The organism is Microlunatus elymi (genome assembly GCF_007362775.1).
Classification (GTDB): Bacteria; Actinomycetota; Actinomycetes; order Propionibacteriales; family Propionibacteriaceae; genus Microlunatus; species Microlunatus elymi.
The window spans coordinates 1,625,205-1,649,366 of record NZ_CP041692.1 but is presented as its reverse complement, the minus strand read 5'-3'; the positions used below and the strand labels follow the sequence as shown (position 1 = coordinate 1,649,366).

The 24,162-nt window shown below is 67.1% G+C and carries 21 protein-coding genes; 8 read left to right on the top strand and 13 right to left on the bottom strand.

Features of this window, described 5'->3' with window-relative positions; genetic code table 11:
- Window positions 1-193: 193 nt before the first annotated feature.
- The 3 genes from FOE78_RS23825 to FOE78_RS07360 all read left to right on the top strand — a co-directional run bounded on the left by FOE78_RS23825 (window position 194) and on the right by FOE78_RS07360 (window position 3,338).
- On the top strand, window positions 194-445 hold the full coding sequence (locus FOE78_RS23825; protein WP_143985710.1) for a type II toxin-antitoxin system Phd/YefM family antitoxin: 252 nt from the start codon (window positions 194-196) through the stop codon (window positions 443-445).
- Window positions 442-840, top strand: a complete 399-nt coding sequence (locus FOE78_RS07365; RefSeq protein ID WP_210414869.1) for a type II toxin-antitoxin system VapC family toxin — start codon at window positions 442-444, stop codon at window positions 838-840. The genes FOE78_RS23825 and FOE78_RS07365 overlap by 4 nt, the downstream gene beginning before the upstream one ends.
- A gap of 122 nt (window positions 841-962) precedes the next feature.
- The gene (locus FOE78_RS07360) at window positions 963-3,338 is read left to right on the top strand and encodes an ATP-binding cassette domain-containing protein (RefSeq protein WP_143988659.1); all 2,376 of its coding nucleotides are present in this window, start codon (window positions 963-965) and stop codon (window positions 3,336-3,338) included.
- Window positions 3,339-3,501: 163 nt separating this feature from the next.
- On the opposite strand, the gene FOE78_RS07355 is transcribed toward FOE78_RS07360, so the two are convergent.
- The 4 genes from FOE78_RS07355 to FOE78_RS07340 all read right to left on the bottom strand — a co-directional run bounded on the left by FOE78_RS07355 (window position 3,502) and on the right by FOE78_RS07340 (window position 8,564).
- On the bottom strand, window positions 3,502-4,497 hold the full coding sequence (locus FOE78_RS07355) for an intradiol ring-cleavage dioxygenase (protein ID WP_143985708.1): 996 nt from the start codon (window positions 4,495-4,497) through the stop codon (window positions 3,502-3,504).
- A 34-nt stretch (window positions 4,498-4,531) separates the two neighbouring features.
- Window positions 4,532-5,815 carry a glycosyltransferase 87 family protein gene (locus FOE78_RS07350; RefSeq protein ID WP_143985707.1) on the bottom strand — a complete coding sequence of 428 codons (1,284 nt, stop codon included), beginning with the start codon at window positions 5,813-5,815 and terminating at the stop codon, window positions 4,532-4,534.
- A gap of 86 nt (window positions 5,816-5,901) precedes the next feature.
- A complete protein-coding gene (locus FOE78_RS07345; RefSeq protein WP_407662649.1) occupies window positions 5,902-6,867 on the bottom strand; it encodes a glycosyltransferase family 2 protein in 966 nt (321 codons plus the stop codon).
- 77 nt (window positions 6,868-6,944) lie between these two features.
- On the bottom strand, window positions 6,945-8,564 hold the full coding sequence (locus tag FOE78_RS07340; protein WP_228266091.1) for an LCP family protein: 1,620 nt from the start codon (window positions 8,562-8,564) through the stop codon (window positions 6,945-6,947).
- A 191-nt stretch (window positions 8,565-8,755) separates the two neighbouring features.
- Here FOE78_RS07340 and FOE78_RS07335 point away from each other — a divergent pair, with 191 nt between their 5' ends.
- Window positions 8,756-9,949: an LCP family protein gene (locus FOE78_RS07335; RefSeq protein ID WP_143985706.1), complete on the top strand. Its 1,194-nt coding sequence runs from the start codon at window positions 8,756-8,758 to the stop codon at window positions 9,947-9,949.
- Here the strand turns inward: FOE78_RS07335 and FOE78_RS07330 are convergent.
- A complete protein-coding gene (locus FOE78_RS07330; RefSeq protein ID WP_143985705.1) occupies window positions 9,946-10,878 on the bottom strand; it encodes a diacylglycerol/lipid kinase family protein in 933 nt (310 codons plus the stop codon). The two genes, FOE78_RS07335 and FOE78_RS07330, sit on opposite strands and share 4 nt — an antisense overlap.
- A 132-nt stretch (window positions 10,879-11,010) precedes the next feature.
- Here FOE78_RS07330 and FOE78_RS07325 point away from each other — a divergent pair, with 132 nt between their 5' ends.
- Window positions 11,011-12,531 (top strand): alpha-N-arabinofuranosidase, encoded by a 1,521-nt coding sequence (locus tag FOE78_RS07325; RefSeq protein ID WP_143985704.1) that lies wholly within the window; start codon window positions 11,011-11,013, stop codon window positions 12,529-12,531.
- A gap of 47 nt (window positions 12,532-12,578) precedes the next feature.
- Here the strand turns inward: FOE78_RS07325 and FOE78_RS07320 are convergent, their stop codons facing one another.
- The 8 genes from FOE78_RS07320 to FOE78_RS07285 form a co-directional block, all read right to left on the bottom strand.
- The gene (locus FOE78_RS07320) at window positions 12,579-12,902 is read right to left on the bottom strand and encodes a DUF5615 family PIN-like protein (protein WP_210414868.1); all 324 of its coding nucleotides are present in this window, start codon (window positions 12,900-12,902) and stop codon (window positions 12,579-12,581) included.
- Window positions 12,899-13,324, bottom strand: a complete 426-nt coding sequence (locus FOE78_RS07315; protein ID WP_210414867.1) for a hypothetical protein — start codon at window positions 13,322-13,324, stop codon at window positions 12,899-12,901. The genes FOE78_RS07320 and FOE78_RS07315 overlap by 4 nt, the downstream gene beginning before the upstream one ends.
- Before the next feature lie 63 nt (window positions 13,325-13,387).
- Entirely contained in the window at window positions 13,388-13,777 is a 390-nt protein-coding gene (locus FOE78_RS07310; RefSeq protein ID WP_143985703.1) for an MmcQ/YjbR family DNA-binding protein, read from the bottom strand.
- A 64-nt stretch (window positions 13,778-13,841) separates the two neighbouring features.
- Window positions 13,842-14,297, bottom strand: coding sequence for a DUF2695 domain-containing protein (locus tag FOE78_RS07305; RefSeq protein WP_143985702.1), 456 nt, complete (start codon window positions 14,295-14,297; stop codon window positions 13,842-13,844).
- Window positions 14,298-14,364: 67 nt separating this feature from the next.
- Window positions 14,365-15,102, bottom strand: a complete 738-nt coding sequence (locus tag FOE78_RS07300; RefSeq protein ID WP_228266090.1) for an AAA family ATPase — start codon at window positions 15,100-15,102, stop codon at window positions 14,365-14,367.
- 239 nt (window positions 15,103-15,341) lie between these two features.
- Window positions 15,342-16,478 carry an acyl-CoA dehydrogenase family protein gene (locus FOE78_RS07295; protein WP_143988653.1) on the bottom strand — a complete coding sequence of 379 codons (1,137 nt, stop codon included), beginning with the start codon at window positions 16,476-16,478 and terminating at the stop codon, window positions 15,342-15,344.
- Window positions 16,479-16,799: 321 nt separating this feature from the next.
- Window positions 16,800-17,228, bottom strand: a complete 429-nt coding sequence (locus FOE78_RS07290; protein WP_143985701.1) for a hypothetical protein — start codon at window positions 17,226-17,228, stop codon at window positions 16,800-16,802.
- A 97-nt stretch (window positions 17,229-17,325) separates the two neighbouring features.
- Window positions 17,326-17,526, bottom strand: a complete 201-nt coding sequence (locus FOE78_RS07285) for a CsbD family protein (protein WP_143985700.1) — start codon at window positions 17,524-17,526, stop codon at window positions 17,326-17,328.
- 286 nt (window positions 17,527-17,812) lie between these two features.
- Here FOE78_RS07285 and FOE78_RS07280 point away from each other — a divergent pair, with 286 nt between their 5' ends.
- The 3 genes from FOE78_RS07280 (at window position 17,813) to lysX (ending at window position 24,155) form a co-directional block, all read left to right on the top strand.
- Window positions 17,813-20,341 (top strand): glycoside hydrolase family 2 protein, encoded by a 2,529-nt coding sequence (locus FOE78_RS07280; RefSeq protein WP_143985699.1) that lies wholly within the window; start codon window positions 17,813-17,815, stop codon window positions 20,339-20,341.
- Window positions 20,338-20,733, top strand: coding sequence for a RidA family protein (locus tag FOE78_RS07275; RefSeq protein ID WP_143985698.1), 396 nt, complete (start codon window positions 20,338-20,340; stop codon window positions 20,731-20,733). The genes FOE78_RS07280 and FOE78_RS07275 overlap by 4 nt, the downstream gene beginning before the upstream one ends.
- Window positions 20,734-20,870: 137 nt before the next feature.
- A complete protein-coding gene (lysX, locus tag FOE78_RS07270) occupies window positions 20,871-24,155 on the top strand; it encodes a bifunctional lysylphosphatidylglycerol synthetase/lysine--tRNA ligase LysX (protein WP_143985697.1) in 3,285 nt (1,094 codons plus the stop codon).
- The last annotated feature ends 7 nt before the right edge of the window (window positions 24,156-24,162 follow it).

Sequence of the window (24,162 nt, the reverse complement as noted above, 5' to 3'; positions counted from 1 at the left end):
CCGTTCCTTCCGTTGGGATGTCGCGGCCATGGGACCAACTGATTGCCGATGCCGCTGGGGATCAAGCTAATTGACGTCGGCGCGAGGTACGACGCCGCCCCGGCCGCCGACCGGCCGCGACCCCTGACGCGCCCGTCCGGATGCCTGCGGCGCTCGTAGACAATCGTAGACAAAATGAGGCTACGGTGGCCACATGAAAACGATCTCGATCGGCCAGCTGCGACAGAATCCTGCGCCGATGATTGCCGACCTCGAATCCGGCGAGGTCTACTCGCTGACCCGACACAACCGGGAGATCGGCCGGATCATCCCGACGGCCTCGTCTGCTGGCATCGTGCCTCGCAAGGTCAATTCGCCCGCCAGAACCCGTGAGATCCGCCGGCATGAGCTGCGAAGCGCCACGTCGATCGATGAACTTCTTGCGTCCGACAAGGGCGACTGGTGACCCACTTCTATCTGGACAGTTCGGTCGCCGTCAGGATCCTGCTGGGTCACTCGCCGGAGGCCGCCGAGTGGTTCGATCTCACGACCGCTTCAACCGATCGGATCGTCTCGTCGCGCATCCTGCGCACGGAAGTGACCAGGGTGCTGCGCAGAGAGGATCTGCCCGTTGCCGACCGTGATCGGATTCTCGATCACATCGACATCATCCCGATTGATCATGCAGTCCTGACCGAAGCCGAGTCGATCGTGCCGAACATCAAGACGCTCGACGCGATCCACCTTGCATCCGTCGTTCGCTCGGGCTTGGAAGATGTGGTGATCGTGACCCACGACCGAGCCATGGCTCACGTCGCCGAACAACTCGGCTACCGCATCCATGACCCGGTCCCCAGCTGACGGAACGCGGGACCGAGGTCAGCCGATCACGAATCGAGAAGCCGACGGGTGTCCCGCCCGCTAGCGTTGCCGGCATGACCTCCACCAGCTCAGCCAGTAGGACGAAGCGTCGCTCGCCGGTGATGAAGGCGGACGCAGCGGAGCCGGTCGTGACGGCGGACAGTCACGATCTGATCCGCGTCGACGGTGCCCGGGTGAACAACCTGAAGGACATCCACGTCGAGCTGCCGAAACGGCGGCTGACCGCGATCACCGGTGTCTCCGGATCCGGGAAGAGTTCACTGGTGTTCGGCACCATCGCCGCCGAGTCGCAGCGGTTGATCAACGAGACCTACAGCGCGTTCGTCCAGGGTTTCATGCCGACCCTGGATCGGCCCGATGTGGACGTGCTGGACGGGCTGACCACGGCGATCATCGTCGATCAGGAACGGATGGGCACCGACCCGCGCTCCACCGTCGGCACCGCGACCGACGTCGGCGCGATGTTGCGCATCCTCTACAGCCGGCTCGGCAAGCCGCACATCGGCTCCCCCAAGGCGTTCAGTTTCAACGTCGCCTCGATCAGCGGCGCCGGCGCGGTCACCTTCGAGAAGTCGGGCCGGAAGGTCAAGGAACGACGCGACTTCAACATCGTCGGCGGCATGTGCCCGCGCTGCGAGGGAGTCGGCCGGGTGTCCGACTTCGATCTCACCCAGTTGTACGACGAGAGCAAGTCGCTGAACGACGACGCCCTGCTGGTGCCCAATCACGGCGGCAACAGCTGGTACGGCCGGATCTTCAAGGAAGCCGGTTACCTCGACCCGGACAAGCCGATCCGCAAATACACCAAGCGCGAGCTGAACGACCTGCTGTACAAGGAACAGACCCGGGTCAAGGTCCAGGGCGTCAACGTCTGGTACGAGGGTCTGATCCCGCGCATCCAGCGGTCGATGCTGTCCAAGGACCGGGAGTCGATGCAGCCGCACATCCGCGCCTTCGTGGACCGGGCGATCACCTTCTCCACCTGCCCGGAATGCAACGGCACTCGGCTCAGCGAGCTGGCTCGATCGTCGAAGATCAACAAGCTCAGCATCGCCGACGTCTGCGCGCTGCAGATCAGCGATGTCGCGCAGTGGATCCGCAAGCTGAGCGATCCGTCGGTGGCACCGCTGCTCAGCGCGTTGGCCGACACGTTGGACTCGTTCACCGAGATCGGTCTGGGCTACCTGTCGCTGGATCGCCCGTCCGGGACGCTGTCCGGCGGTGAAGCCCAGCGGATCAAGATGATCCGGCATCTCGGCTCCGCCCTCACCGACATCACCTACGTCTTCGACGAGCCGTCGATCGGCCTGCACCCGCACGACATCGAGCGGATGAACAGTCTGCTGCTGCAGCTTCGGGACAAGGGAAACACCGTACTGGTGGTGGAACACAAGCCGGAGATGATCACCATCGCCGATCACGTTGTTGATCTTGGTCCGGGCGCCGGATCGGACGGCGGCAGCATCTGCTTCGAGGGCACCGTGGAGGGGCTGCGGGCCAGCGACACGATCACCGGGCGACATCTGGACGATCGCGCGCGGTTGAAGGAGTCGGTCCGGGAATCGTCTGCTGCGTTGGAGATTCGTGGCGCCGACGAGCACAACCTGCGCGACGTCGACGTGGACATCCCGCTCGGTGTGCTGACCGTGATCACCGGGGTGGCCGGCTCCGGCAAGAGTTCCCTGATCAACAGCTCGGTGTCCCCGCTGGACGGTGTGGTGACGGTCGATCAGAGCGCGATCAAGGGATCGCGGCGGAGCAACCCGGCCACGTACACCGGTCTGCTGGAGCCGATCCGCAAGGCGTTCGCCAAGGAGAACGGAGTCAAGCCCGCGTTGTTCAGTGCCAACTCCGAGGGCGCCTGCCCGGCCTGCAACGGGGCCGGGGTGATCTACACCGATCTGGGCATGATGGCCGGCGTCGCCACCACCTGCGAGGAGTGCGGCGGCAAGCGCTTCGGCGCCTCGGTGCTGGAGTATCGGTTCGGCGGTCGGGACATCAGCGAGGTGCTCGCGATGTCGGTGGCCGAGGCCGAGGAGTTCTTCGCGTCCGAGGCGGCCAGCGTGCCGGCGGCGCACAAGATCCTTACTCGGCTGGCCGAGGTCGGCCTCGGCTATCTGCGACTCGGACAGCCGCTGACCACGCTGTCCGGTGGCGAACGGCAGCGGATCAAGCTGGCCACCCAGATGGCGGAGAAGGGTGACGTGTACGTGCTGGACGAGCCGACCACCGGCCTGCACCTGGCCGACGTCGAACAGTTGCTGGCGCTGCTGGACCGGCTGGTCGACTCCGGCAAGTCGGTGATCGTGATCGAACATCACCAGGCGGTGATGGCGCACGCCGACTGGATCATCGATCTTGGTCCCGGCGCCGGCCACGACGGCGGCACCATCGTCTTCGAAGGCACCCCGGCCGAATTGATCAAGGATCGCTCGACCCTGACCGGCCAGCACCTGGCCGAGTACGTCGGCAGCTGATCGGTGCCGCCGGCAACGGAACTCATTGAGCTTGTTGCCCTGACCGGTCGGAGACACCAGGCGCTCGCGAACAGAATCACCCGCCATTTGACCAAGATCCGGTACTTAGGTGTCGGATCGTCCAATCAGCGGGGGATTCTGTTCGCGAGGTTCACGCGGCGCCTCAGCTCGCGCCGCGTGAAGGTGCACCACTGGGCGGAGCTCCGGTCGGGGCACCGCTGGGCGGCGCACCACCGGGTGCACCACCCGGACCACCGCCACCCTGCGGAGCCGACCCACCAGTCGGCTTCGTGCCGGTGTCCACCGGCACCTTCAGCGAGACCTGCAGCCCTTTCTTGATGCCGCCGGTCACGGTGCCGAGCTGGTGTTTGCCGCCGTCGTCGCCGAAGACGTTGTCGCTGTCCAGGCTGACCCGGGACAGGTTCTGCACCGACTGCTGGTAGCCGCTCTGTTTGTAGACCTGCTGGCAGACCGAGGCCGGCAGCGCAACCTGCGAGGTGGCGATCGCCTTGGTCGAGTCGGTGATGCTGTCCTGGTCCGGGTAGACCTCGAAGTGGATGTGCGGCCACCGGCCCGAGTAGCAGGCCGGGAAGATGCTGGTGAACTTCACCTTTCCGTCGGCGTCGGCGATCTGGACGCCGCGCAAGTAGTTCTCGTCCTCCAGCCCGGACGCGTACATCGAGTAGTTGCCGCCGCGATCGCAGTGCCAGACGTACACCGCGACGTCGTTGAACGCGGCGTTGTCGTGCGCCAGGTCCAGAATCGTCAACTCGAGCGTCATCGGCACGCCCTCGGCGGTGGCGCTGCCGGTGCCGAAGCTGGACCGGAGGTCACTGCGGACGATGCCGCTCTGCTCCAACACGTCCGGACCGTTGGATCCGTCGCCGGGATACGGGCCGGCGGTCTCGTCCGGGATCTCGGTCAGCCCGCCGGACGAACCGGTGGCGGCATCGCCGGTCGCCGCATCCGCCGTCGAGCCGTTGCCGTTGCTGCACGCGGCCAGCCCGGCCGCAGCTGCTCCCGCGCCGAACAACGCCAGCACCCGGCGCCGGTCGAACAACGTACCAAGATCAAATCCGAGACCTTGATCAACCAGTTCCTCGTCCGGCCTGGGCAACTCGCGTCCCTGATAGCGGAGATGGTTCGGCCGTTGTTTCATGCAGACTCCTGTGGTCGGGCTGGTCCTGGCAGGTCTACGACGGTACGGAGTCCGGCTGTCCGTCCACTGTGGAAGCGGTATGAGTGCACCCGCGATGCCACGCCATCCGGACTGCGACCGCGGTCACGATCACCAGGCCGCCGTTGCGCATCGCCAGCAGCGCGGTGGCCCACAGCGACAGGGATCCGTCGAGCGCCGAACCGTGCAGACCCCGGTAACTGATCGGGAAAACGGCCTGGGTGAGGAGTGCGAGCACCAGCACCGCACAGACCAGCGCGATCCCGCCGCCTCGCCGTCGCTGCTCGGCTGCCCGGATCACCAGGAGCGCGGCCACCGGACCGGCCAGCCAGATCAGATACTGCGGACTCAGCACCTTGTCGGAGATGATCATGATCAACACCGAAGCGACCATCAGCCAGCCGGCCGTATGCCGATCGATCGATGGCGAGTCCGCCCGATTCCGGCCGGCCAGTCCGCGCACGGCCAGCAGGATGATCAACAAGATCCCTGCGACCGTGGCGATCGAGCTCAACCTCAGCAGCACCTCGACTCCGGGCCCGGACACCTCGAAGGCATGGAAGGCGCTGAAGTGCGATCGCCAGGTCAGCGGATCGGCCAACCTCAAGATCATCAACGGCGTCGCCCACACCGACTCGATCTGCAGACCGCGCTCGGCCTGCCACCTCAGCGGTGAGAGCAGCCGCTGCCAGCCCGCAGCCAGGAAAGCGGTGACGAAGAGCCCGCTGCCGGCCAGAGCGAAACCGGCCAGCATCCGGCGACGTCGACCGGCACCGCGCAGCAGGGAACCGACCAGCACGGCGGGCCACAACTTGATCGCTGCCGCGGCGGCGACCAGCACCCCGCTCAACCCGGGTCGCCGCCGCATCGCCAGCAGCGCGGCACCGGCCAGCACAGACGGCACCAGATCGAACCGAAAGTAGATCAACGGTCCGATCGCCACCGCGAAACCCAACCAGAACACGATCGCGGCACTCCACCGCCGACCCGTGCACCGCCAGAGCAGGATGCTGAACGCCGCATCCAGGCAGAGCATCGCCAGCACGAACACCAGCCGGAAGGTCGTCAGCCCGCCGCCGACCGCCCGCCCGATCGCGTACGGGAGTTGCAGCAGCCAGACCACCGGCAACGGGTATTCGATCATGGTCCGGCCGACGCCGACCTTGCGCAGCCGAGCCAGCGACGCAAAGTAGTAGCTGACGTCTCCGGTGGCCCGGTGTTCGGTTGCCGTCGTCGCCAGCAAGATCACCAGCAGCCGACTGACCAGCCAGCACAGCACTGCCGACATCGGCTTCGCCACAGCAACCCCCTCGCGCTCGCGAGCAGGCACAAAGCTAGGTCAGAGCGGCTGATCCGTTGCTGAGAAGCGATTCCGGCAAGCAGCGGTCAGCGACGGTTGCGGTGGTCCAGACCCACCAGGAAGCCGGCCCCCCAGCACAGATGCATCACGATCAGCACCAGCGGCAGTCGCGCCCGAGCCTGCGGACTGAGGCCCTTGGCGGTCGCCGTTCCGGCCATGATCAACAACGCGTAGCCGACTGGCGCCAGCCAGCCGATCTTCAAGATCAACTTGTCGGCCAGCAGCCCGAGCAGACCGCCGGCGGTGCCGACCCCGACGCCGACCACCGTCACCGGCGGCGCCAGATAACGCAGCCCGGCCGTCTCCGGGTAGCGCCGGACGACCTCGCGGCGCCACTTGCCGGTCAGGAAGAACTGCGATGCCAGCGCCTTGAACGTGGAGCGCGGCCGATAGGTGACCTTCAACTCCGGCGAGAACCAGATCAGCTCTCCCCGCTGCAGCAGCCGGTGGTTCAACTCCCAGTCCTGGGCCCGGAACATGGTCTCGTCGTAGCCGCCGGCTTCCTGCAGGGCCTGTTTGCGGAACACCCCGAGATAGACGGTCTCGGCCGGCCCGGCCGGCGACTCCTCCAGATGGAACTTCGACCCGCCCAGTCCCAGCCTCGAGGTGTAGGCGTAGGCGACCGCCTCCTCGAAGGCGCTGTTGCCCTGGGCGTCCATCACGCCGCCGACGTTGGCCGCGCCGGTCTCGTCCAGCAACTCGACCGCCCGCTTGATGTAGCCGTCGGTCAGCTCGCCGTGGCCGTCGACTCGGACCACGATCTCGTACTTGGCCGCGGCGATGCCGAGGTTGAGCGCGCTCGGCGTCTTCCCGGTCGGATTCTCCACCACCTGCAGCCGGTGATCGGCGGACGCCAGGTCGGTGGCGATCTGCTCGGTCCGGTCCGTGCACGGGCCGACCGACAGGATCACCTGCAGGTCGCCCGGGTAGTCCTGGGCCAGGATGCGGCGCACCGCCGCGGCCAGGTGCCGTTCCTCATTCAGGATCGGCATCACCACCGATACGCCCGGATACTCTGCGATCACCGCGTCATTGTGTCAGGCGACCGCCGACAACCCGGAAACCCGGGTCAGGCCGAGCAGACCTTGGTCAGATCCTGCGAGTCGTCGGCGTTGTCGGAACCCGCCGAGGAGTTGCTGGTCGGGGTGTTGGCCCTACTCGGTGCCGAGGAGGTGGACGATCCGGTCGGCGACGAGGTGCTGGCCGGTGAGCTGGCACCGCTGCTCGGCGCGCCCGACTTCTGCTGCTGTGCCTTCTCCTGTTGGGCCTTCTTCTTGGCCGCCTTCCGTTCGGCCTTGGCCTTGGCGGCACCCTCGTCGGTCGCCTTGGTCACGGCTTCGTTGGTCAGGCGATGCATCAGGGCGAAGTTCGGGCTGCCCGGATAGATGGTCGGCGGTACGAACGCGACGCTGGCGATCTTGTGCTGCTTGGCCTTGCCGGCCAACTCGATCAGCTTGTTGATCTGCGACGGCGGCACGTCGGTCTCCATCACCTGCTTGCCGGCCTTGGCGATCTTGTTGAACTTGGTCAATACGGTGACCGGGTCGAGCTGGTTCAGCATCGCGTTCATCACGCACTTCTGCCGGGCCATCCTGGCGTAGTCGCTGTCGGCGTGCCGCGACCGGGCATACCAGAGCGCGTGGAAGCCGTCCATGTGCTGCTTGCCCGGCTCGATGTAGTTCTTCACCTTCTGCCCGGGCACCTGGCCGCCGATCGGCAGCCGCTTGTTCACCGTCAGGGTGATGCCGCCGACGGCGTCGATCAGCTTCTGGAATCCCTTCAGGTCGACCAGCGCGTAGTAGTTGATCTTGAGTCCGGTGGCTCCCTCGGCCGCCTCCTTGGTGGCCTGAGCACCCGGATTCCTCACGCCGGGATAGAGATCCTTGTGCGCCATCGCGTAGGTGTAGACCGCGTTCAGCATGCAGCTGTGGTCCGCGCAGCCGTACCCGTTGGGGAATTTCTTGTGCAGCGGCGAGGAGGCCGGGAACGGCACGTCCTCCATGTTGCGGGGCAGGCTGAACAACACCGTACGACCGGAGTCGACGTCGATGCTGGCGATGGTCATGCTGTCCGGCCGCAGCCCGACCCGGTCCTTGCCGGCGTCGCCGCCGAGCAACAGCACGTTGATCCGGCCGGCCTTGGCGTGACTGTCACCGCCCCCGGCGAAGACCGAGGCCATGAAGTCGCGTTGCGAGGACACGATCGAGGCGCTGGCGAACAGCGCGCCGGTGATCATGAACGCCAGCGCGGTGCTCAGCATCGCGAAGCCGAGCCGGTGTTTGCGCGCCAGCTCCGGCGGACGGCTGATCCGCCAGGCGTCGATCATCAGCAGCGCCCAGCAGATCCCGACCAGCACCAGCAGCACCTGCAGGATCCGCAGCGGCGCCGAACTGGACAACAGGGTGATGAAGGCACTGCGCCAGACCAGGCCCAGGATCGCGGTCACGATCACCGCCGCTACCAGCACCGCCCAGGCCCGCAGCGCGATCCGGCCGACCCGCTTGTTGCCGGCGGCCATCTGCGCCGAGCCGGGCAGCACCAGGGTCATCAACAGGAAGGTCAAGCCGCGCCGCAACTTGACCCGATGACTCTGCTGTTGGATCGGGCTGGGTTCCTTCGGCCGCGCGAAGGCACGCCCGGAGGACGAGCCTGGGCGTGGTCGGGACGGGGGCAGCGTGGCTGAGGTCACCGGCGGGCCTTTCGTTGGGGAAGGTGTCCGCGCGCGACCCGCTCGGTCGGCCGTCGCGCAGATGATGGCCAGTATTCCGAGCCGACCTGGGCTCGATCGGTCCGCCACGCCGAGCGACTGTGATTTGAGCGTGACGCTCCCTTCAGCGCGACATCACCATCTCCTCAGCCTTCGCCGGTACGTTGTCGCGCATGCCGCCCAGCGAAGACGAGAACCTGGACTGGCTCTACCGCCGCGACCCGAAACCTACGGGTCCGAAGCGTCCGGACGAGCCGGAGCCGACCCGCGTCCTGCCGTCCGATCAGCTCCCGCCGACCGGCGGGCGATCAGGCTCGACCGCGCGCCCGGCGCAGCAGCCCGCCAGCCCCTCCCAGCGGCCCGGCCAGTCGGTGCCGCCGGCGGGCGCGGGAAAGCCGCCGCGTCGCAAGCGGCCGGTCCGCCGTGGCTGCGCGATCGTCGGCGCGGTGGTGCTGGCCCTGATCGTCTGGCTGATCGCGGTCCCGGTGTACGCCTGGAGCCAGGTCCATCGGGTTGCCTACGAGCCGAGCGGCTCGCGCCCGGACAGCCAGCCCGGCACCACCTATCTGCTGGTCGGCTCGGACTCCCGCGCCGGGATGACCAAGAAACAGCAGAAGGAGTACGGCACCGGGCACACCAGCGGTGGCCGTACCGACACGATGATGATCTTGTACCTGCCGCCGGGCGGCGACCCCGCGCTGATCTCGATCCCCCGCGACTCGTACGTGCCGATCCCGGGACACGGCTCGAACAAGATCAACGCCGCGTACGCGTTCGGTGGGCCGAAGCTGCTGACCAAGACCGTCGAGCAGAACACCGGGCTGCGGATCGATCAGTACGTCGAGGTCGGCTTCGACGGTTTCGTCAACGTGATCGACGCGATCGGCGGCATTCACGTCTGCCTGAAGAAACCGATCAAGGACAAGGACTCCCACCTCAACCTGAAGAAGGGCTGCCAGACCCTGGTCGGCAAGGACGCGCTGGGTTACGTCCGGATGCGCAAGGCCGATCCGCAAGGTGATCTTGGTCGGGTGAAGCGGCAACGCGAGGTGGTCAGTGCGATGGCGAAGAAGGCGGCCTCACCGGTCAGCTTCCTCAACCCGGTCCGCTATTGGCAGCTGACCAACGCCGGCTCGGATTCGTTGGCGGTGGGCGAGAACGCGTCCATGATCAGCATGGCGCGGATGATGATCGGAATGGGCAAGGTGTCCGGCGGCAGCGGGATGACGCTGACCGTGCCGATCGCCGACGCGAACGCCTATACCTCGGCCGGATCGTCGGTGTTGTGGGACAAGGCGAAGGCGAAGGCGATGTTCGACGAGATCGCCCGCGGCGACACCAGCGGCCTCAAGAAGTACGCGAACTAGCGGTCATCGACGGGCGCCCGCACCTGCAGCGCCCCGGGCTCGATCTCGGCCACCAACCGACGGCACTGACCGATGGTGTCGCCGTCGAGTTCGTAATCCTCCGGCTGATCGATCTCGACCACCACCCGGCGTCCGGTGAGCTGGTCGATGCGATCGCCACTGCGTTCGCGCCGGGTGATCAGGCGAAGGGCAACCGCGAACCAGTGCCGCAGGCGTCGCGGGCTGGCCACCACCACGTCGAGCAGCCCGTCGTCGGGCAACGCTCCGGGAATCAGCTCGATGTCGCCCTGGACCGCGCCGACGTTGCCGATCAGACACAAGATCGCCCGTCGCTCCAGCCGTCGGTGATCGTCCACCGTGATGCGCATCCGGCGAGGTTCCCGGCCGAGGTGTTGCAATGCCGCCGCAACGTAGGCGATCGATCCGATCTTGGCCTTCAACGCCTCGTCGGTGTTGCTCATGATGGCGGCGTCCAGGCCGAGTCCGGCCATCACCGTGAACCGGTCCGCGGACGCGTCGTCGTCGGTGCTGATCCGCACGATGTCCAGGTCACGGCTCGATTCACCGAGCGCGACGGCGATCGCCTCCGACTCGGTGAGTGGGATGCCGAGGTTGCGGGCCAGCAGATTCCCGGTGCCCTCCGGCACGATGCCCAGACCGACGCCGGAACCCGCCAGCTCCGACGCCACGACCCGGACGGTGCCGTCGCCGCCGACTGCGAGGACCGTCTGCACCCCGGCGTCGCGTGCTTGCTGCGCCATCCGTCGTCCGGGATCGTCCGCGGTCGTCTCCAGCCAGAGCGGCTCGGACCAGCCACCGCGCTCGGCCGCCTCGTTGATCAACTCCGGCAACGCTTCGCTGATCTTGGTCGGGTTGACGACCACGGCAAACCGACGCTCGGACCGATCATCATCGGACGTTGTGGACATGCCCGGCCCCTCCTCAGCAGATCGCCGTGAGTGTATCGGTGATCGTCCGGGTGGTGGCGGTCTTCTTCACTCGCCGAGCCGCCACCGATAACGTACCCGGGGCCTACGTCGTCCGCTCGCCGAAGGGAAATCATGAGCAGCTCGAATGCCCGCGCGGTCATCGATCTCGATGTCGCCGGACCCAAGATCAACAAGCATCTGTACGGTCATTTCGCCGAGCACCTGGGTCGCTGCATCTACGGCGGGTTCTGGGTGGGCGAGGACTCACCGATCCCCAACGAGGGCGGCATCCGGCGCGACGTGGTCGATGCCCTGCGGGCGTTGAACATCCCCAACCTGCGCTGGCCGGGCGGCTGCTTCGCCGACGAATACCACTGGATGAACGGCGTCGGGCCCCGCGATCAGCGGCCGACGATGGTCAACACCCATTGGGGAAACGTCGAGGAGAACAATCACTTCGGCACGCACGAATTCATGGCGCTGTGCGAGCTGCTCGGCGCCGATCCGTACGTGAACGGCAATGTCGGCTCCGGCACCGTACGGGAGATGAGCGAGTGGGTCGAATACCTGACCCGCGACGGTGACTCACCGATGGTGCGGCTGCGCAAGGCCAACGGCCGGGACAAGCCGTGGCGGGTGCCGTTCTGGGGCATCGGCAACGAGGCCTGGGGCTGCGGCGGCAACATGCGGGCGCAGGCGTACGCGGACGAGGCGCGCCGCTATGCGACCTTCTGTCGTGATCATGGTGACAACAAGCTGTACCGGATCGCCGCCGGCGCCGCCGATGATGATCTTGAATGGACCGAGGCGCTGCTGAAGGCGGTCAGCTGCCTGAACTGCGGCCGCGATCCGCGGTCGACCTTCCAAGGCATCTCGTTCCACTACTACACGTCCGAGGCCGGCATCCGGCACGGCAGCGCGACCGACTTCACCGACGAGCAGTACTACCGGACCTTGATCAAGGCCGCCGACATCGACCGGGTGATCGCCGGCCACAGCGCGTTGATGGACGCCTACGACCCGGCCCGCAAGCTCGGTCTGATCTGCGACGAGTGGGGCACCTGGTGGGAGGTCGAGCCCGGCACCAACCCCGGCTTCCTGTTCCAGCAGAACGCGTTGCGGGACGCGCTGGTGGCGAGCCTGCACTTCGACATCTTCCACAACCACGCCGAGCGGTTGCAGATGGCCAACATCGCGCAGACCGTGAACGTGTTGCAGGCGATGATCTTGACCGACGACAACGGCGCGATGGTGCTGACCCCGACCTACCACGTGTTTGAGATGAACAAGGGACATCAGGACGCGCAGCGGCTGCCGGTGCACGTGATCTCGCAACCGGAAGCGGTCTCGGTCGACCAAGATCAAGTCGTACCGATCTCGATGTCGGCCAGCATCAAGGACGGTCGTGCCTTGATCTCGGCCAGCAACCTGTCGGTGGATTCGGACACCACCCTGACGGTTGATCTGCGCGGACGTGCGGTCGGCGATCATCGAGCCCGGATCCTGACTGCCGATTCGCCCCAATCGCACAACACCGCCGAGGCGAACGCAGCGGTCAGGCCCGCCGATTTCGAGGTCAGCATCGACAACGGCGTTCTCACCGCCGAACTCCCCCGGCACAGTTTCGCCACCGTAGACCTGGACCTGCAGTGACGTGTCGGCCGCCGAGGCGGCACTGACAGCTGTGATCGCTGTTTCGCTCAGAGCGGCCAATGCTGGCCGAGGTACGGATCCGGATTGTCCGCCGCCCACCGGTCGAGAGCAGTAGCCAGCGCCGCGCTCTGCGCGCCGCCGCCCGGCAGGTGGGACTTCAAGACAAACACCAGGATCACGTCCCGCTCACCTGCATAGTCGGCGACATTCTCGGTGACGACAGCGCGTCGCTCGGCTCGAGCCGTCGAAGCAACGACGGCATCCTCGGTGGCAGCCAGACCGATCTCCCGGACGTGGACAGCGTCATGCCCGAGGGCTCGTAGTCGCTCTGCGACCGCGTGGTGGAACATCTCGTCGATCAGGAACCTCACGCGAGGAGTGCCTGCCGATTCTCAACGGCTTGTCTGGCTGCCGTCGCCGCCGCGCGGTTGCTTTCGATCCGCTCCTCGATCTCGTCGCGATAGGCCGCCGCATAGTCGACCGCAAGACGGATCAGCCGCGGATGCAGCTCTACTTCGTCGGCCAGCAGCGCGATCCGATGCTCGGCTGAACCGTCGAGCTCGCTGAGTCGGCCAACCACCTCCCAGACATCCGGGCCTGCGGCGAGCGCAGCTCGTCGGTCGTTTTCAGGGCCGCGAAAAGTGATGCCGGGGTGGTCCAACTGTCGGATTCCCTCGGTGATCAGCCGCTCCAACAGGGCGGTCGCGCTGATGTGCTCATGCGCGGCCCGCTCAGTGAGCGCTCGTTTGGCTCTGCTATTGATGCGGAACGACGTGGACGACGTTGAAGACATGACTGTCCCTCCTCGTACCGCAATGTAGCGCACGTGCTGTGCGCAACCGCCGGCGCTCTGCGGCTACCCGCGGGCGGCTAGGAACGCCGCGGCCAACCGTTTCGGGGCTCGGTCGAGCCACGCGTCGACGACCACCTCCTCGAGTTCGTCGACGCCGATCTCACTCAGCCGGAGCAGGACCGCCGGGTAGCCGTCGAAGTGCGGGATGGTGAAGAAGCGTTCGGGTTCGCTCTGCAGCAGCGCCTCCTTCTCGCCGTCGTCGGCGACTCGCACCCCGAGAATCTCGCCGGGCGGCGCCGCATCGCCGAGAGCTTCCCGATCGGTCTTGCGCAGCGGCCGCTCCCAGACGAAGCCGCGGTCCTTGACCCGCCACATCACCGAACCCCACGAGACCTTCTCGCTGGTCTCGGGCAGGCTCATCGCGATCCGTCGCACATCCTCCAGCGTTGCCATGGCCCAACCCTGACACGGCTCAGGCGGTCGTGGGCCTGGCGTCGCCGCTGCTCCTCGCCGGTGTTCATTCGTCGTACCAGGTCCGGGTGCGCCAGTTGGCACACGGCTGGACGGATCCGCGTCGCACACCCGAACACGGTGGTGGAACCTTCGGAGCGACCAGCTCGGTCGCCTCGGCCTCGTCGTCATACCCGTACGACAACAACTCCGCCGCACTGAGCTCGCCGAAGAGCGGGCGGCGCACCCTCAGTCGATCGACCAGGACGTACCCGCTCAGAAAGATCTCGCAGTCGCAACAGCAAGCACCACGCCGGGCGAGCCGCTCCTCCAACGCCGTTGCCTGCGGCGCCCGCTGGTCGCGATAGCGCAGCGCCCATCGACGGGTGCCGTCGCAGCCGAAGTCCATCAGCATCCGCGCCACGTAGCAGATCACGCACTCCTTCGGTCGGATCACCAGCAACTCCGAGGACCGCTCCCGCAGCTGTGCCTCGATGTTGACCACGTTGTCCATTGCCGTCATCTCTCCCCCTTCTCGGTTGGGAAGGATTCTGGAACCGACCGCTGACAGTCTCAGTCTGCTGAGTCGGTCAGGGCCGCAGGAGATGATGCAGATACCGATCCGGGCTGTCCAGGAAGCTGCGGTAGTGGTAGACGACGGCGAGATCGTCCCAGTCGATCGGGGTGATGCCGTCCTGGTCGAGTTGCAGCAGGTTGGCGCCGGGCAGCCGGGCGATGATCGGCGAGTGGGTGGCGATGATCAACTGGGTCCGTTCATCGGCAGCGAGTTCGATCAGCCGGCCGAGCAGGGTGAGCTGGGTGACGAACGAGAGGCCCGCCTCCGGCTCGTCCATCACGAACAACCCACCATGATCAAATCGCTCCGGCTGGGCGATCATGGTCATGAACGACTCGCCGTGGCTCATCCGATGGAAGTGCGGATCGGGCCCGGGATGATCCTCCAGATAGCTGTAAAGACCGTGCATCGTCTCGGCTCGCAGGAAGTAGCCCCAGCGGGATGCGCCGGCACCTCGCCCCAGCCGGATCGCCTTCCACAGTTCGGATTCGGTGACTCGAGTGCTGTGCATCGCGCCCGTCGAACCGCCCTCGGGTGACAGTCCGTACGCCATCGCGATCGCCTCGATCAGCGTCGACTTCCCGGATCCGTTCTCGCCGACCAGGACGGTCACCCGATCGAACTCGAGCCCGTCGTCCAGCAGTTGCCTGACCGCGGGCAGCGTCGCCGGCCAGGTCTTGCGGTCCAGCGGGCCATGATCATCTTCGAACACCCGCCGCACCGGCAACGGCCGCATCCACGAGTTGATCATGGTCGCCGGTCGAACGACGCATGGGTGGTCCGGAGCGGCTGAACCTGCACTGATGAGTCCATCACTCGAACGTTACTTGGCACGCCCGTCGAGCGCCCCGGCGCGAGACCGTGCCCGCAGCGCAGCGGAGGGGCCGCGGCGAGATCGCTGTGGGCGCAACCACGCCCTGGGGTGCAGGGGGTCGTCCGCAACGGAAGACGCCAGACCAGGTCGCGGCAGCGGGCAGAGACTCGACCGCGTCATTTCAACAGGGCACGCGCCATGACGATTCTCTGTACTTGGTTGGTGCCTTCGTAGATCTGGGTGATCTTGGCGTCGCGCATCATCCGCTCCAGCGGGTAGTCCTTGGTGTAGCCGTAACCGCCGAGCAACTGCACGGCGTCGGTGGTGATCTCCATAGCTACATCAGAGGCGAAGCACTTGGCGGCAGCACCGAAGTAGGTCAGGTCGGCATCGCCGCGTTCGGACTTGGCCGCAGCGGCGTAGGTCAACTGGCGCGCGGCTTCCAGCTTCATCCCCATGTCGGCGATCATGAACTGCAGACCTTGGAATTCTGCGATCGGCCGGCCGAATTGCTTGCGCTCCTTGACATATCCCTTCGCGTAGTCGAGGGCGCCCTGGGCGACGCCGATCGCCTGGGCGGCGATGGTGATCCGGGTGTGATCGAGTGTCTTCATCGCGGTCACGAAGCCGGTTCCCGGATCACCGATCATCCGCGACCCGGGAATCCGTACGTTGTCGAAGTAGACCTCGCAGGTCGGCGACCCCTTGATGCCGAGCTTCTTCTCCGGCGCTCCGAAGGAGACACCGTCGTCGGCCCTCTCCACTACGAACGCGCTGATTCCCTTGCTGCGTTGATCAGGATCGGTGACCGCGAAGACGGTGTAGAAGTCCGAGACGCCGGCGTTGGTGATCCAGCGCTTGGCGCCGTTGATCACGAACTCGTCGCCGTCGGCGACCGCACGGGTCCTCATGCTCGCCACGTCGGACCCGGCTTCCGGTTCGGACAGGCAGTACGAGGCCATCGACTCCCCGCTGGCGATCTTGGGCAAGTAAGCCTGCCGGATCTCCTCGCTGCCTTGGTTGATCCAGCACAGCGTGGCCAGTTTGTTCACCGCCGGGATCAGCGAACTGGACATGCACGCGCGGGCGATCTCCTCGATCACGATCACCGTGGCCAGCGCATCCGCGCCGACGCCGCCGTACTGCTCGGGCACGTGCGGGGCGTGGAAGTCCGCGGCCCGCAACGCCTCGTACGAAGCCTTCGGAAACTCGGCCAACTCGTCGGTCTCCGCCGCATGCGGTGCGACCTTGGCATCGCACACCTCGCGAACCGCCGCCCGGAATGCCTCGTGCTCTTCGCTGGGCCGATACATACCGCTGAAGTCACTCACGGGCCCACTTTAATGACGTCCGCGGTGCCGCTGCCGCCGCTCTGGTGCTGTAGGTCACTTCGCGGGGACAGTCTCCGCTCCCTTACGGCCTTGTAATTTCACGCTGGCTCCTAGCCAGCCGACGCCGGACCGCCACGTTGCACGCCCGTCGAGCGCCCCAGCGCGAGACCGTCGTCGAAGCGAAGCGGAGACAACGCGGCGAGCTGACCGTGGACACACGCGGGGTAAGGGGTCCGGGGAGTGTCCCCGGAACGCGACCTACAGCATCAGAGCGGCGGCAGCCGCACCCAGGCGGACGTCACTTCAAAGGAGCAATCGGATGGCACAGATGGCGATGATCACCAGGCCGCCGGCGGCCATCAGGTAGGGCCAGACGTGGACGGGGATCCAGAGGAATGCGGAGTGCGGGCGGGCGAGGAGCGGCTGGCCGGTGGTCGGGTCGAGCGCGGGTGAGGTGCGGTAGCGCTGCTGTTGCCCGTTCGGCAGGGTGACCGGGCTGGAGAGGCGTTCCTGCACCAGCGTCGGCGTCGGTTTGTCCCAGCGGGACAGGACAAACCGGTCCAACACGTACAACAAGGCACCGGCAACGACCAGGCCGATGCCGACGAACAGGCCGACCAGCGGGCCGCCGTCGCCCGGTACGCCGGCTAGTGCGGCCAGGCCGAAGCCGCCGACCACGCCGATGCCGAGAAACAGCAGCACCAGAAAGCCCCACCGGTTCCAGATGATCACGGCAACGACCCTAATCCCGGGGTCGCCGTGATCATCCATCGAGCACGGCAGCGTGGTCGGCGGATCCGTCCGCCGGCTTCGACCTCAGCGCGGCGGGTCAATTGTCGTCGGTGACCCGATCCTTGAGATCGTCACCGGCATCCTTGAGTTTCTCTCCGGCCTGCTTGGCGTTGGCCTTGGCCTGATCGGCCTGGCCCTCATTACGCATCTCGTCGTTGTCGAGCGCGTCGCCCGCCTTTTCCTTGGCCTGTCCGGCCAGTTCGTCGGCCTTGTTCTTGGCCTTGTCTCCAATGCCCATCTGCCTACCCCTTCTGGGTCGAGTCGGCACGTCTGGTCATCGCGCCGCTGGTGGCGATCACGTACCCGCCGGAGCGGAGCTGACGCAGTTTTCAGTCGGGGCGATCACGCTCAGCAGGGGCGATCGAACTCAGACCGTCATCGGGATGATGCAGCCGATCGCCAAGGCTCCCAACCAGTCCGGACAATCATGGCAACGGAGTCCGAGTGTCGCGGCGGCGTCCGTGCTGACCAGCGGTCCCGGGACGCGAAACACGGCCGGTGCTTAAACGGTACAGTTCCACGCCATGCGCACCTTCTCGCTCACCTCCGACAGTGCTGCCGACCTGAACTGGACACTGTCGCCGGCCGGACCGCTGCCGGCCGAATGGACCGACCGGATCCCCGCGACCACATCCGCCACGGTGCCCGGGGAGGTGCACACCGATCTGCTGGCCGCCGGTCTGATCCCCGAACCGTTCGACGGCGACAACGAGTCGCTGCTGCAGTGGATCGGCCGGACCGACTGGAGTTACCGGCTGACCTTCGACTGGCAGCCCGGCGCCGAGCGCCGGCACGATCTGGTCGCCGACGGCCTGGACACGTTTGCCACCATCGTGCTGAACGGCACCGAGGTCGGCCGGACCGCCAATCAGCATCGCGGCTACCGCTTCGACGTGACCTCGCTGCTGCGTGAAGGCAGCAACGAACTGGTGATCAACTTCGCCGCACCGTCGGTGGTTGCCGAGCAGGCCGAGGAACAACTGGGCGCCCGCCCGGTCTCGTACACCCATCCGTACAACGCGGTCCGCAAGATGGCCAGCAGTTTCGGCTGGGACTGGGGGCCGGATCTGGCCGGCGCGGGCATCTGGAAGCCGATCCGGATCGAGTCCTGGGACACCGTCCGGCTGGCCACGGTCCGACCGCTGGCCGGCGTCGGAGAGGGCAGCACCGGTCTGCTGACCGCCGAAGTTGATCTTGACTGGTTGACCGGCAGCGGCAATCCGGTCACCGTGGCGGTGGAGATCGCCGGACAGACGGTCGAGCGCTCGGTCGAACCGGGTACGCCGCACGTCACGATCGAGGCCGAGATCGCCGATGCCCAGCTGTGGTGGCCGCGCGGCTACGGTGACCAGCCGCTCTATCCGACCACGGTCCGGTTGCGCGCAGGTGATCATGATCTTGATCGCTGGGACGGAAGGGTGGGCTTCCGCAACATCACGCTGTCCACCAAGCCGGACCGCCAGGGCACCGAATTCGTGCTCAGCGTCAACGATCAGCCGATCTACATCAAGGGCTACAACTGGATCCCCGACGATGCTTTCCTGACCCGGCTGAACTCCGACAGCTACCGCACGTCGATCATGGAAGCGTACGACTCCGGTGCGAACCTGCTGCGGATCTGGGGCGGCGGCATCTACGAGAGCAGCTACTTCTACACCGTCTGCGACGAGCTGGGAATCCTGGTCTGGCAGGACTTCTTGTTCGCCTGCGCCGCCTACAGCGAGGACGAGCCGCTGTGGAGCGAGGTCGAGGCTGAGGCCCGCGAGGCGATCACCCGGCTGTCTTCCCACGCCAGCCTGGCGGTCTGGAACGGCAACAACGAGAACATCTGGGGCTATGCCGACTGGGGCTGGCGACCGCACCTGGCCGGCCGCAGTTGGGGCAACGGCTACTACCGCGACTTGTTGCCCCAGCTGGTGGCCGAGCTCGACCCGCGGACGCCGTACTCGCCCGGAAGTCCCTTCTCCTACGACGATTACCTGCATCCCAACGACGCCCGGCACGGGTCGATGCACATCTGGGACGTCTGGAATTCGGTCGACTACACCACCTACCGCAGCCACCGGCCGCGCTACGTCTCGGAGTTCGGCTTCCAGGGGCCGCCGGCCTGGTCCACGCTGACCTCGGTCGTCCATGATCAACCGCTGGACCCCTACGGTCGGCAGATGCTGGTGCACCAGAAGGCCGGCGACGGGAATCTCAAGCTGGAAAGGGGCCTTGGTGATCATCTGCCGAAATGGCGGACCGAGCCGGAGATCGCGATCGACGACTGGCACTGGTTGACTCAGCTCAATCAGGCCCGGGCGCTGCGCTTCGGCATCGAGCACTTCCGCAGCCTGGCACCGCTGAACACCGGCACCTGCGTCTGGCAGCTGAACGACAACTGGCCGGTGATCAGCTGGGCTGCCGTCGACTACGCCGGCATCCGCAAGCCGTTGTGGTACGCGTTGAAGGCCGCCTACGCCGACCGGCTGCTGACCGTCCAGCCACGCGATGATGATCATGGAAAGTCGCCGACGCTGATCGCGCACAACGACACCGCGGAGTCCTGGTCAGCGACGCTGGTGATCAGCCGTCGCTCGACCACGGTCGACAGCACCGCGCTGGCCGAGCAGCGGATCGAGCTGAACGTCGGTCCCCGCTCCAGCGCCACCATCGCGCTCGCCGACGAGCTGATCACGCCGAGCGATCCGGCGGCTGAGTATGTTCAGGTGCGCAGCGAGAGCGGCGACGCACCGGCGTACTGGTACTTCGTCGAGGATCCGCAGCTCCAACTGACCGCCCCCGCCATCGCCTACACGGCATCGGTCGAGAGGGTCGACGGCGGCTTCCGGGTCACCGTCGCCGCGCAGGCCCTGGTCAAGGATCTCGCCCTGTTCCCGGATCGGCTGGATCCGGCGGCTCGGGTGGACAGCTGCCTGATCACCTTGCAGGCGGGCGAATCCCACACCTTCACCGTCACCGGCGCCGAGGGCGTGGACCCGCAGCAGTTGATCACGGCGCCGGTGCTGCGGTCGGTGAACGACGTGATCACGGCTACGGTGTCGGCATGATCGAACCCATCCACCCCAGCGGCACCAACAACTCCGGCAAAGGGGTGCCGGGAATTCCGCTCACGCCAGGCATCAAGGCCGGGGACTTCCTGTTCGTCTCCGGTCAGGTGGCCACCGATGACGACGGCTCGGTGATCATCGGTGACTTCGAGGCCGAGGTGAACGGCGCGATCGACAACGTCTTCGCCGTGGTCGAGGCCGCCGGCGGCAGCACCGACAAGATCGTCAAGATCAACGCCTACCTGTCCAACGGCGCCTCGTTCGCCCGCTTCAACGAGCTGTACGCGGCCAGGTTCGGCGACGTGCCGCCGGCCAGGACCACGGTGGTCAGTGGTTTCGGCAACCCGGACGTCCGCGTCGAGCTGGAGGCCGTCGCCTACCTCGGCGACTGACGGGGCCGGCCCGGCGCGGAGTGATCCTGAGACGGCCCGGGCGAGGTTCCTGAGCGTGACCAGTGAGCCGGCTGTCTGCTGAAGGCCGATCAGCCGTTTGTCAGGCTTTTGCCAGGTGACCGCAAAAGACTGTCGGCATGGTCAGGAGGGGGGCCGGCGACGTCTGGCCGCAACGGATCGCGCGCACGCTGACCACGGCGTACGCGGTGGCGACGCTGGCCGCCGTCGGACTGATGCTCTTCGGCCGCCACGGCGGCGCCTGGTTCTGGCGCCTCGGCTTCGGCATCCTGAACATCCCGGTCGACGGCAGCTTCCTGTCGGTGGTCGCGCTCTATCTGGTCACCCGGGCCCTGATCGGCCGCAAACGCGTTGGCCTCTGGCTGGTCGGACTGTTCCAACTCGCCGCGATCTGGGTCGGCGTGGCGACACTGCTGCCGGTGCGGCTGTCGCCGGCGCTCGCGCTCTGGCGAACCCAAGGTCCGATCGGTCGCACGGCCGACATCCTGGCGACCGGCGTCACGGTCGCCATGTTGGTGTTGCTGTGGCGGATCCGCGGGCAGTTCACCGGGCGGCTGCTGCCGGGATCGTGGCGGCTTGCGATCGCGGCCGCGGTGATCGGCACCGCCGTCACCGGCGGCGTGATGTGGCTGCTGCTGGGAGTGCAGAGCACCAACCGGCAACGCCTCGACGGCGTGGTCGACACCGTCACCGCGGTGCTGAGCGGCGCCTCCCACCGCAGCATCCGCGTGACCGGTGTGGACCCGTGGGTGATCGATCTGACCGCCTTCCTGGCCGGCGTCACCCTGCTGGTGGCCAGTTCGCTGTTCCTGATCTCCGCCCGGCCGCGGAATCGCTGGTCGCCGGACCGTGAGATCGCCCTGCGGGAGCTGCTCGCAGCGGACGGCGCGGAGGATTCGCTCGGCTACTTCGGCACCCGTCGTGACCGGTCAGCGGTCTTCTCGCCCGACGGTCGCGCCGCGGTCACCTATCGGGTGATCGCCGGGGTCTCGCTCGCCGCCGCCGACCCGATCGGGGCGCGGGACAGCTGGCCGGCCGCGATCGCGGCGTGGCTGGCCGAGGCCCGCCGCTACGGCTGGCAGCCCGCGGTGTTGTCGGCCGGCGAGACCGGTGCGCGCGCCTACTCCGCTGCGGGTCTGCGGGTGCTGCTGATGGGCGACGAGGCGATTCTCGACGTGGCCCGATTCACCCGGCGACGGCCGGCGATGACCGCCGTACGACGTGCTGCCGGACACGCCCGGGCCGCCGGGGTGAGCGTCCAGATCCGCCGCCAGAGCGAGCTCGACGGCAGCGAGCTGGAGCAACTCGCCAACGCGTCGGCCGGCTGGCTGAACGGGGTCAACGAGCGCGGCTTCACGATGGCGCTGAACCGGGACGCCGATCCGGCCGACCACCGCAATCTGGTCGTCACCGCGTACACCGACGGCCGCCTGGTCGCGATCCTGCGGTTCGTGCCGTGGGGTTGGCGGGACGCGTCGCTGGACCTGATGCGCCGCGGCCCCGACGCTCCGGCCGGCGTCACCGAGCTGATGATCACCGAGCTGATGGCGCGTGCGGACCGGCTCGGCATCGCCCGGGTGTCGCTGAATTTCTGCCTGTTCCGCGGCGTCTACGCCGAGGCCGAACGGATCGGCGGCCGGACCCTGACCAAGCTGAACGCCGGCGTGCTCGGCGTCCTCGATCGCTTCTGGCAGCTGGAACGGCTCTATCGCGCCAACGAGAAGTACCGTCCCAGCTGGGTGCCGCGATTCCTCTGCTACGGCGACCTGCTGGTGCTGCCCCGGGTGCTGTTGGCCGCTGCTGCCGCCGAGGGTTTTCTGCCCTGGCCGCAGCTACGGGACCGACCGCCGTCGCGTTTCCCGGCCGGCCAGCTGGATCGGCTGCTGGCGATCACCGCGCCCCCTGTCCCCTCGGCCCCGCAGCGATCGGACCGGCAGACCGTGCGCCGGCTCGACCGGCTGGCCGAGCTCCGCAGCCAAGGCGTGGATCCCTACCCTGCCGCCGAGCCCGCGGGCACCGCCGCAACGTCGCTGCGAGAGCTGTACGAGACCGGTGCTCAGCCCGGCCGGGCGCTGTCGGTGTCCGGGCGGGTCCGCGCGATCCGCGACCACGGCGGCGTGATCTTCATCGACCTGATCGAGGGCGGCTACAGCCTGCAGCTGACCGCGGAGCGTGGCCGGACCGCCGACTTCGACCGGCTCGGCACCATCCAGTCCGGCGACCTGCTGGCGTGTACGGGGTTGCTCGGTCACACCCGCAACGGAACCGGGAGCCTGCTCGTCCGGCACTGGCGGCTGCAGGCCAAGTCGCTGCATCCGTTGCCCTGGAGTCATGTCGACGACCCACGGAGCCGCAGCGCCAATCGGGCCGCGGATCTGATCACCCATCCGGACGACCTGATCGCGATCCGGCAGCGCGCGGCCGCGGTCGGCGCGATCCGGGACCTGCTGCAACGGCGCGACTTCCTCGAGGTGGAGACACCGATCCTGCAGACCGTGCACGGCGGAGCCCAGGCTCGCCCGTTCCGTACCCGGCTGAACGGGTCCGGCCGGGAGCTGTCGCTGCGGATCGCGCCCGAGCTCTACCTGAAGCGGTTGCTGGTCGCCGGCAGCGGGCCGGTCTTCGAGATCGGCCGCAACTTCCGCAACGAAGGCATCGACGGCTCGCACAATCCCGAGTTCACCTCGCTGGAGGCCTATCTGCCCGGCGGTGACTATCGGACGATGATGGAGCTGGCCCGGGAGTTGATCATCGCTGCCGCGGTCGCGGTGCATCAGAAGCCGGTGCTGTGGCTGCCGCCGGCCGGCAACCGCTGCGGCGATCCGGCCGAGGTGGTCGACATCGGCCGGCCGTGGCCGGTGGTGCCGATGGTCGACGCGGTGTCGGCCGCGCTCGGTCGTGTCGTCGGCATGGACAGCGATCCGGCCCTGCTGCGTTCGCTGGCCGAGCGGCACCAGATCGCCCAGCTTCCCGCAGATGCCGGCAACGGCGCCGTGCTGGAGGCGCTGTACAGCAAGTTGGTCGAGCCGAACACCAGCCAGCCGACCTTCTACATCGACTTCCCGCAGGAGACCTCACCGCTGACCCGTCCGCATCGCCTCGACCCGGGCCTGGTGGAGCGCTGGGATCTGGTCGCGGCCGGGATGGAGATCGGCACCGCCTACACCGAACTGACCGATCCGATCGACCAACGGCAGCGGCTGACCGAACAGTCGCTGCGCGCGGTCGCCGGAGACCCGGAGGCGATGGAGGTGGACGAGGACTTCCTGAGGTCGTTGGAGCTCGGCATGCCGCCGACCGGTGGCCTGGGGCTGGGCGTCGATCGAGTGGTGATGCTGCTGACCAACCGGCCGATCCGTTCCGTGCTTGCCTTCCCGTTCTCCCGGTCCGCCCGATCCGCCTGACCAGTTG

What these genes read in the sequence shown, in the direction of transcription:
- FOE78_RS23825 (WP_143985710.1), top strand. Translation starts at nt 194, where the DNA reads ATGAAAACGATCTCGATCGGCCAGCTGCGACAGAATCCTGCGCCGATG.
- FOE78_RS07360 (WP_143988659.1), top strand. Translation starts at nt 963, where the DNA reads ATGAAGGCGGACGCAGCGGAGCCGGTCGTGACGGCGGACAGTCACGAT.
- FOE78_RS07355 (WP_143985708.1), bottom strand. Translation starts at nt 4,497, where the DNA reads ATGAAACAACGGCCGAACCATCTCCGCTATCAGGGACGCGAGTTGCCC.
- FOE78_RS07345 (WP_407662649.1), bottom strand. Translation starts at nt 6,867, where the DNA reads ATGCCGATCCTGAATGAGGAACGGCACCTGGCCGCGGCGGTGCGCCGC.
- FOE78_RS07335 (WP_143985706.1), top strand. Translation starts at nt 8,756, where the DNA reads ATGCCGCCCAGCGAAGACGAGAACCTGGACTGGCTCTACCGCCGCGAC.
- FOE78_RS07330 (WP_143985705.1), bottom strand. Translation starts at nt 10,878, where the DNA reads ATGTCCACAACGTCCGATGATGATCGGTCCGAGCGTCGGTTTGCCGTG.
- FOE78_RS07325 (WP_143985704.1), top strand. Translation starts at nt 11,011, where the DNA reads ATGAGCAGCTCGAATGCCCGCGCGGTCATCGATCTCGATGTCGCCGGA.
- FOE78_RS07315 (WP_210414867.1), bottom strand. Translation starts at nt 13,324, where the DNA reads ATGTCTTCAACGTCGTCCACGTCGTTCCGCATCAATAGCAGAGCCAAA.
- FOE78_RS07310 (WP_143985703.1), bottom strand. Translation starts at nt 13,777, where the DNA reads ATGGCAACGCTGGAGGATGTGCGACGGATCGCGATGAGCCTGCCCGAG.
- FOE78_RS07305 (WP_143985702.1), bottom strand. Translation starts at nt 14,297, where the DNA reads ATGACGGCAATGGACAACGTGGTCAACATCGAGGCACAGCTGCGGGAG.
- FOE78_RS07300 (WP_228266090.1), bottom strand. Translation starts at nt 15,102, where the DNA reads ATGATCAACTCGTGGATGCGGCCGTTGCCGGTGCGGCGGGTGTTCGAA.
- FOE78_RS07295 (WP_143988653.1), bottom strand. Translation starts at nt 16,478, where the DNA reads ATGTATCGGCCCAGCGAAGAGCACGAGGCATTCCGGGCGGCGGTTCGC.
- FOE78_RS07285 (WP_143985700.1), bottom strand. Translation starts at nt 17,526, where the DNA reads ATGGGCATTGGAGACAAGGCCAAGAACAAGGCCGACGAACTGGCCGGA.
- FOE78_RS07280 (WP_143985699.1), top strand. Translation starts at nt 17,813, where the DNA reads ATGCGCACCTTCTCGCTCACCTCCGACAGTGCTGCCGACCTGAACTGG.
- FOE78_RS07275 (WP_143985698.1), top strand. Translation starts at nt 20,338, where the DNA reads ATGATCGAACCCATCCACCCCAGCGGCACCAACAACTCCGGCAAAGGG.
- lysX (WP_143985697.1), top strand. Translation starts at nt 20,871, where the DNA reads ATGGTCAGGAGGGGGGCCGGCGACGTCTGGCCGCAACGGATCGCGCGC.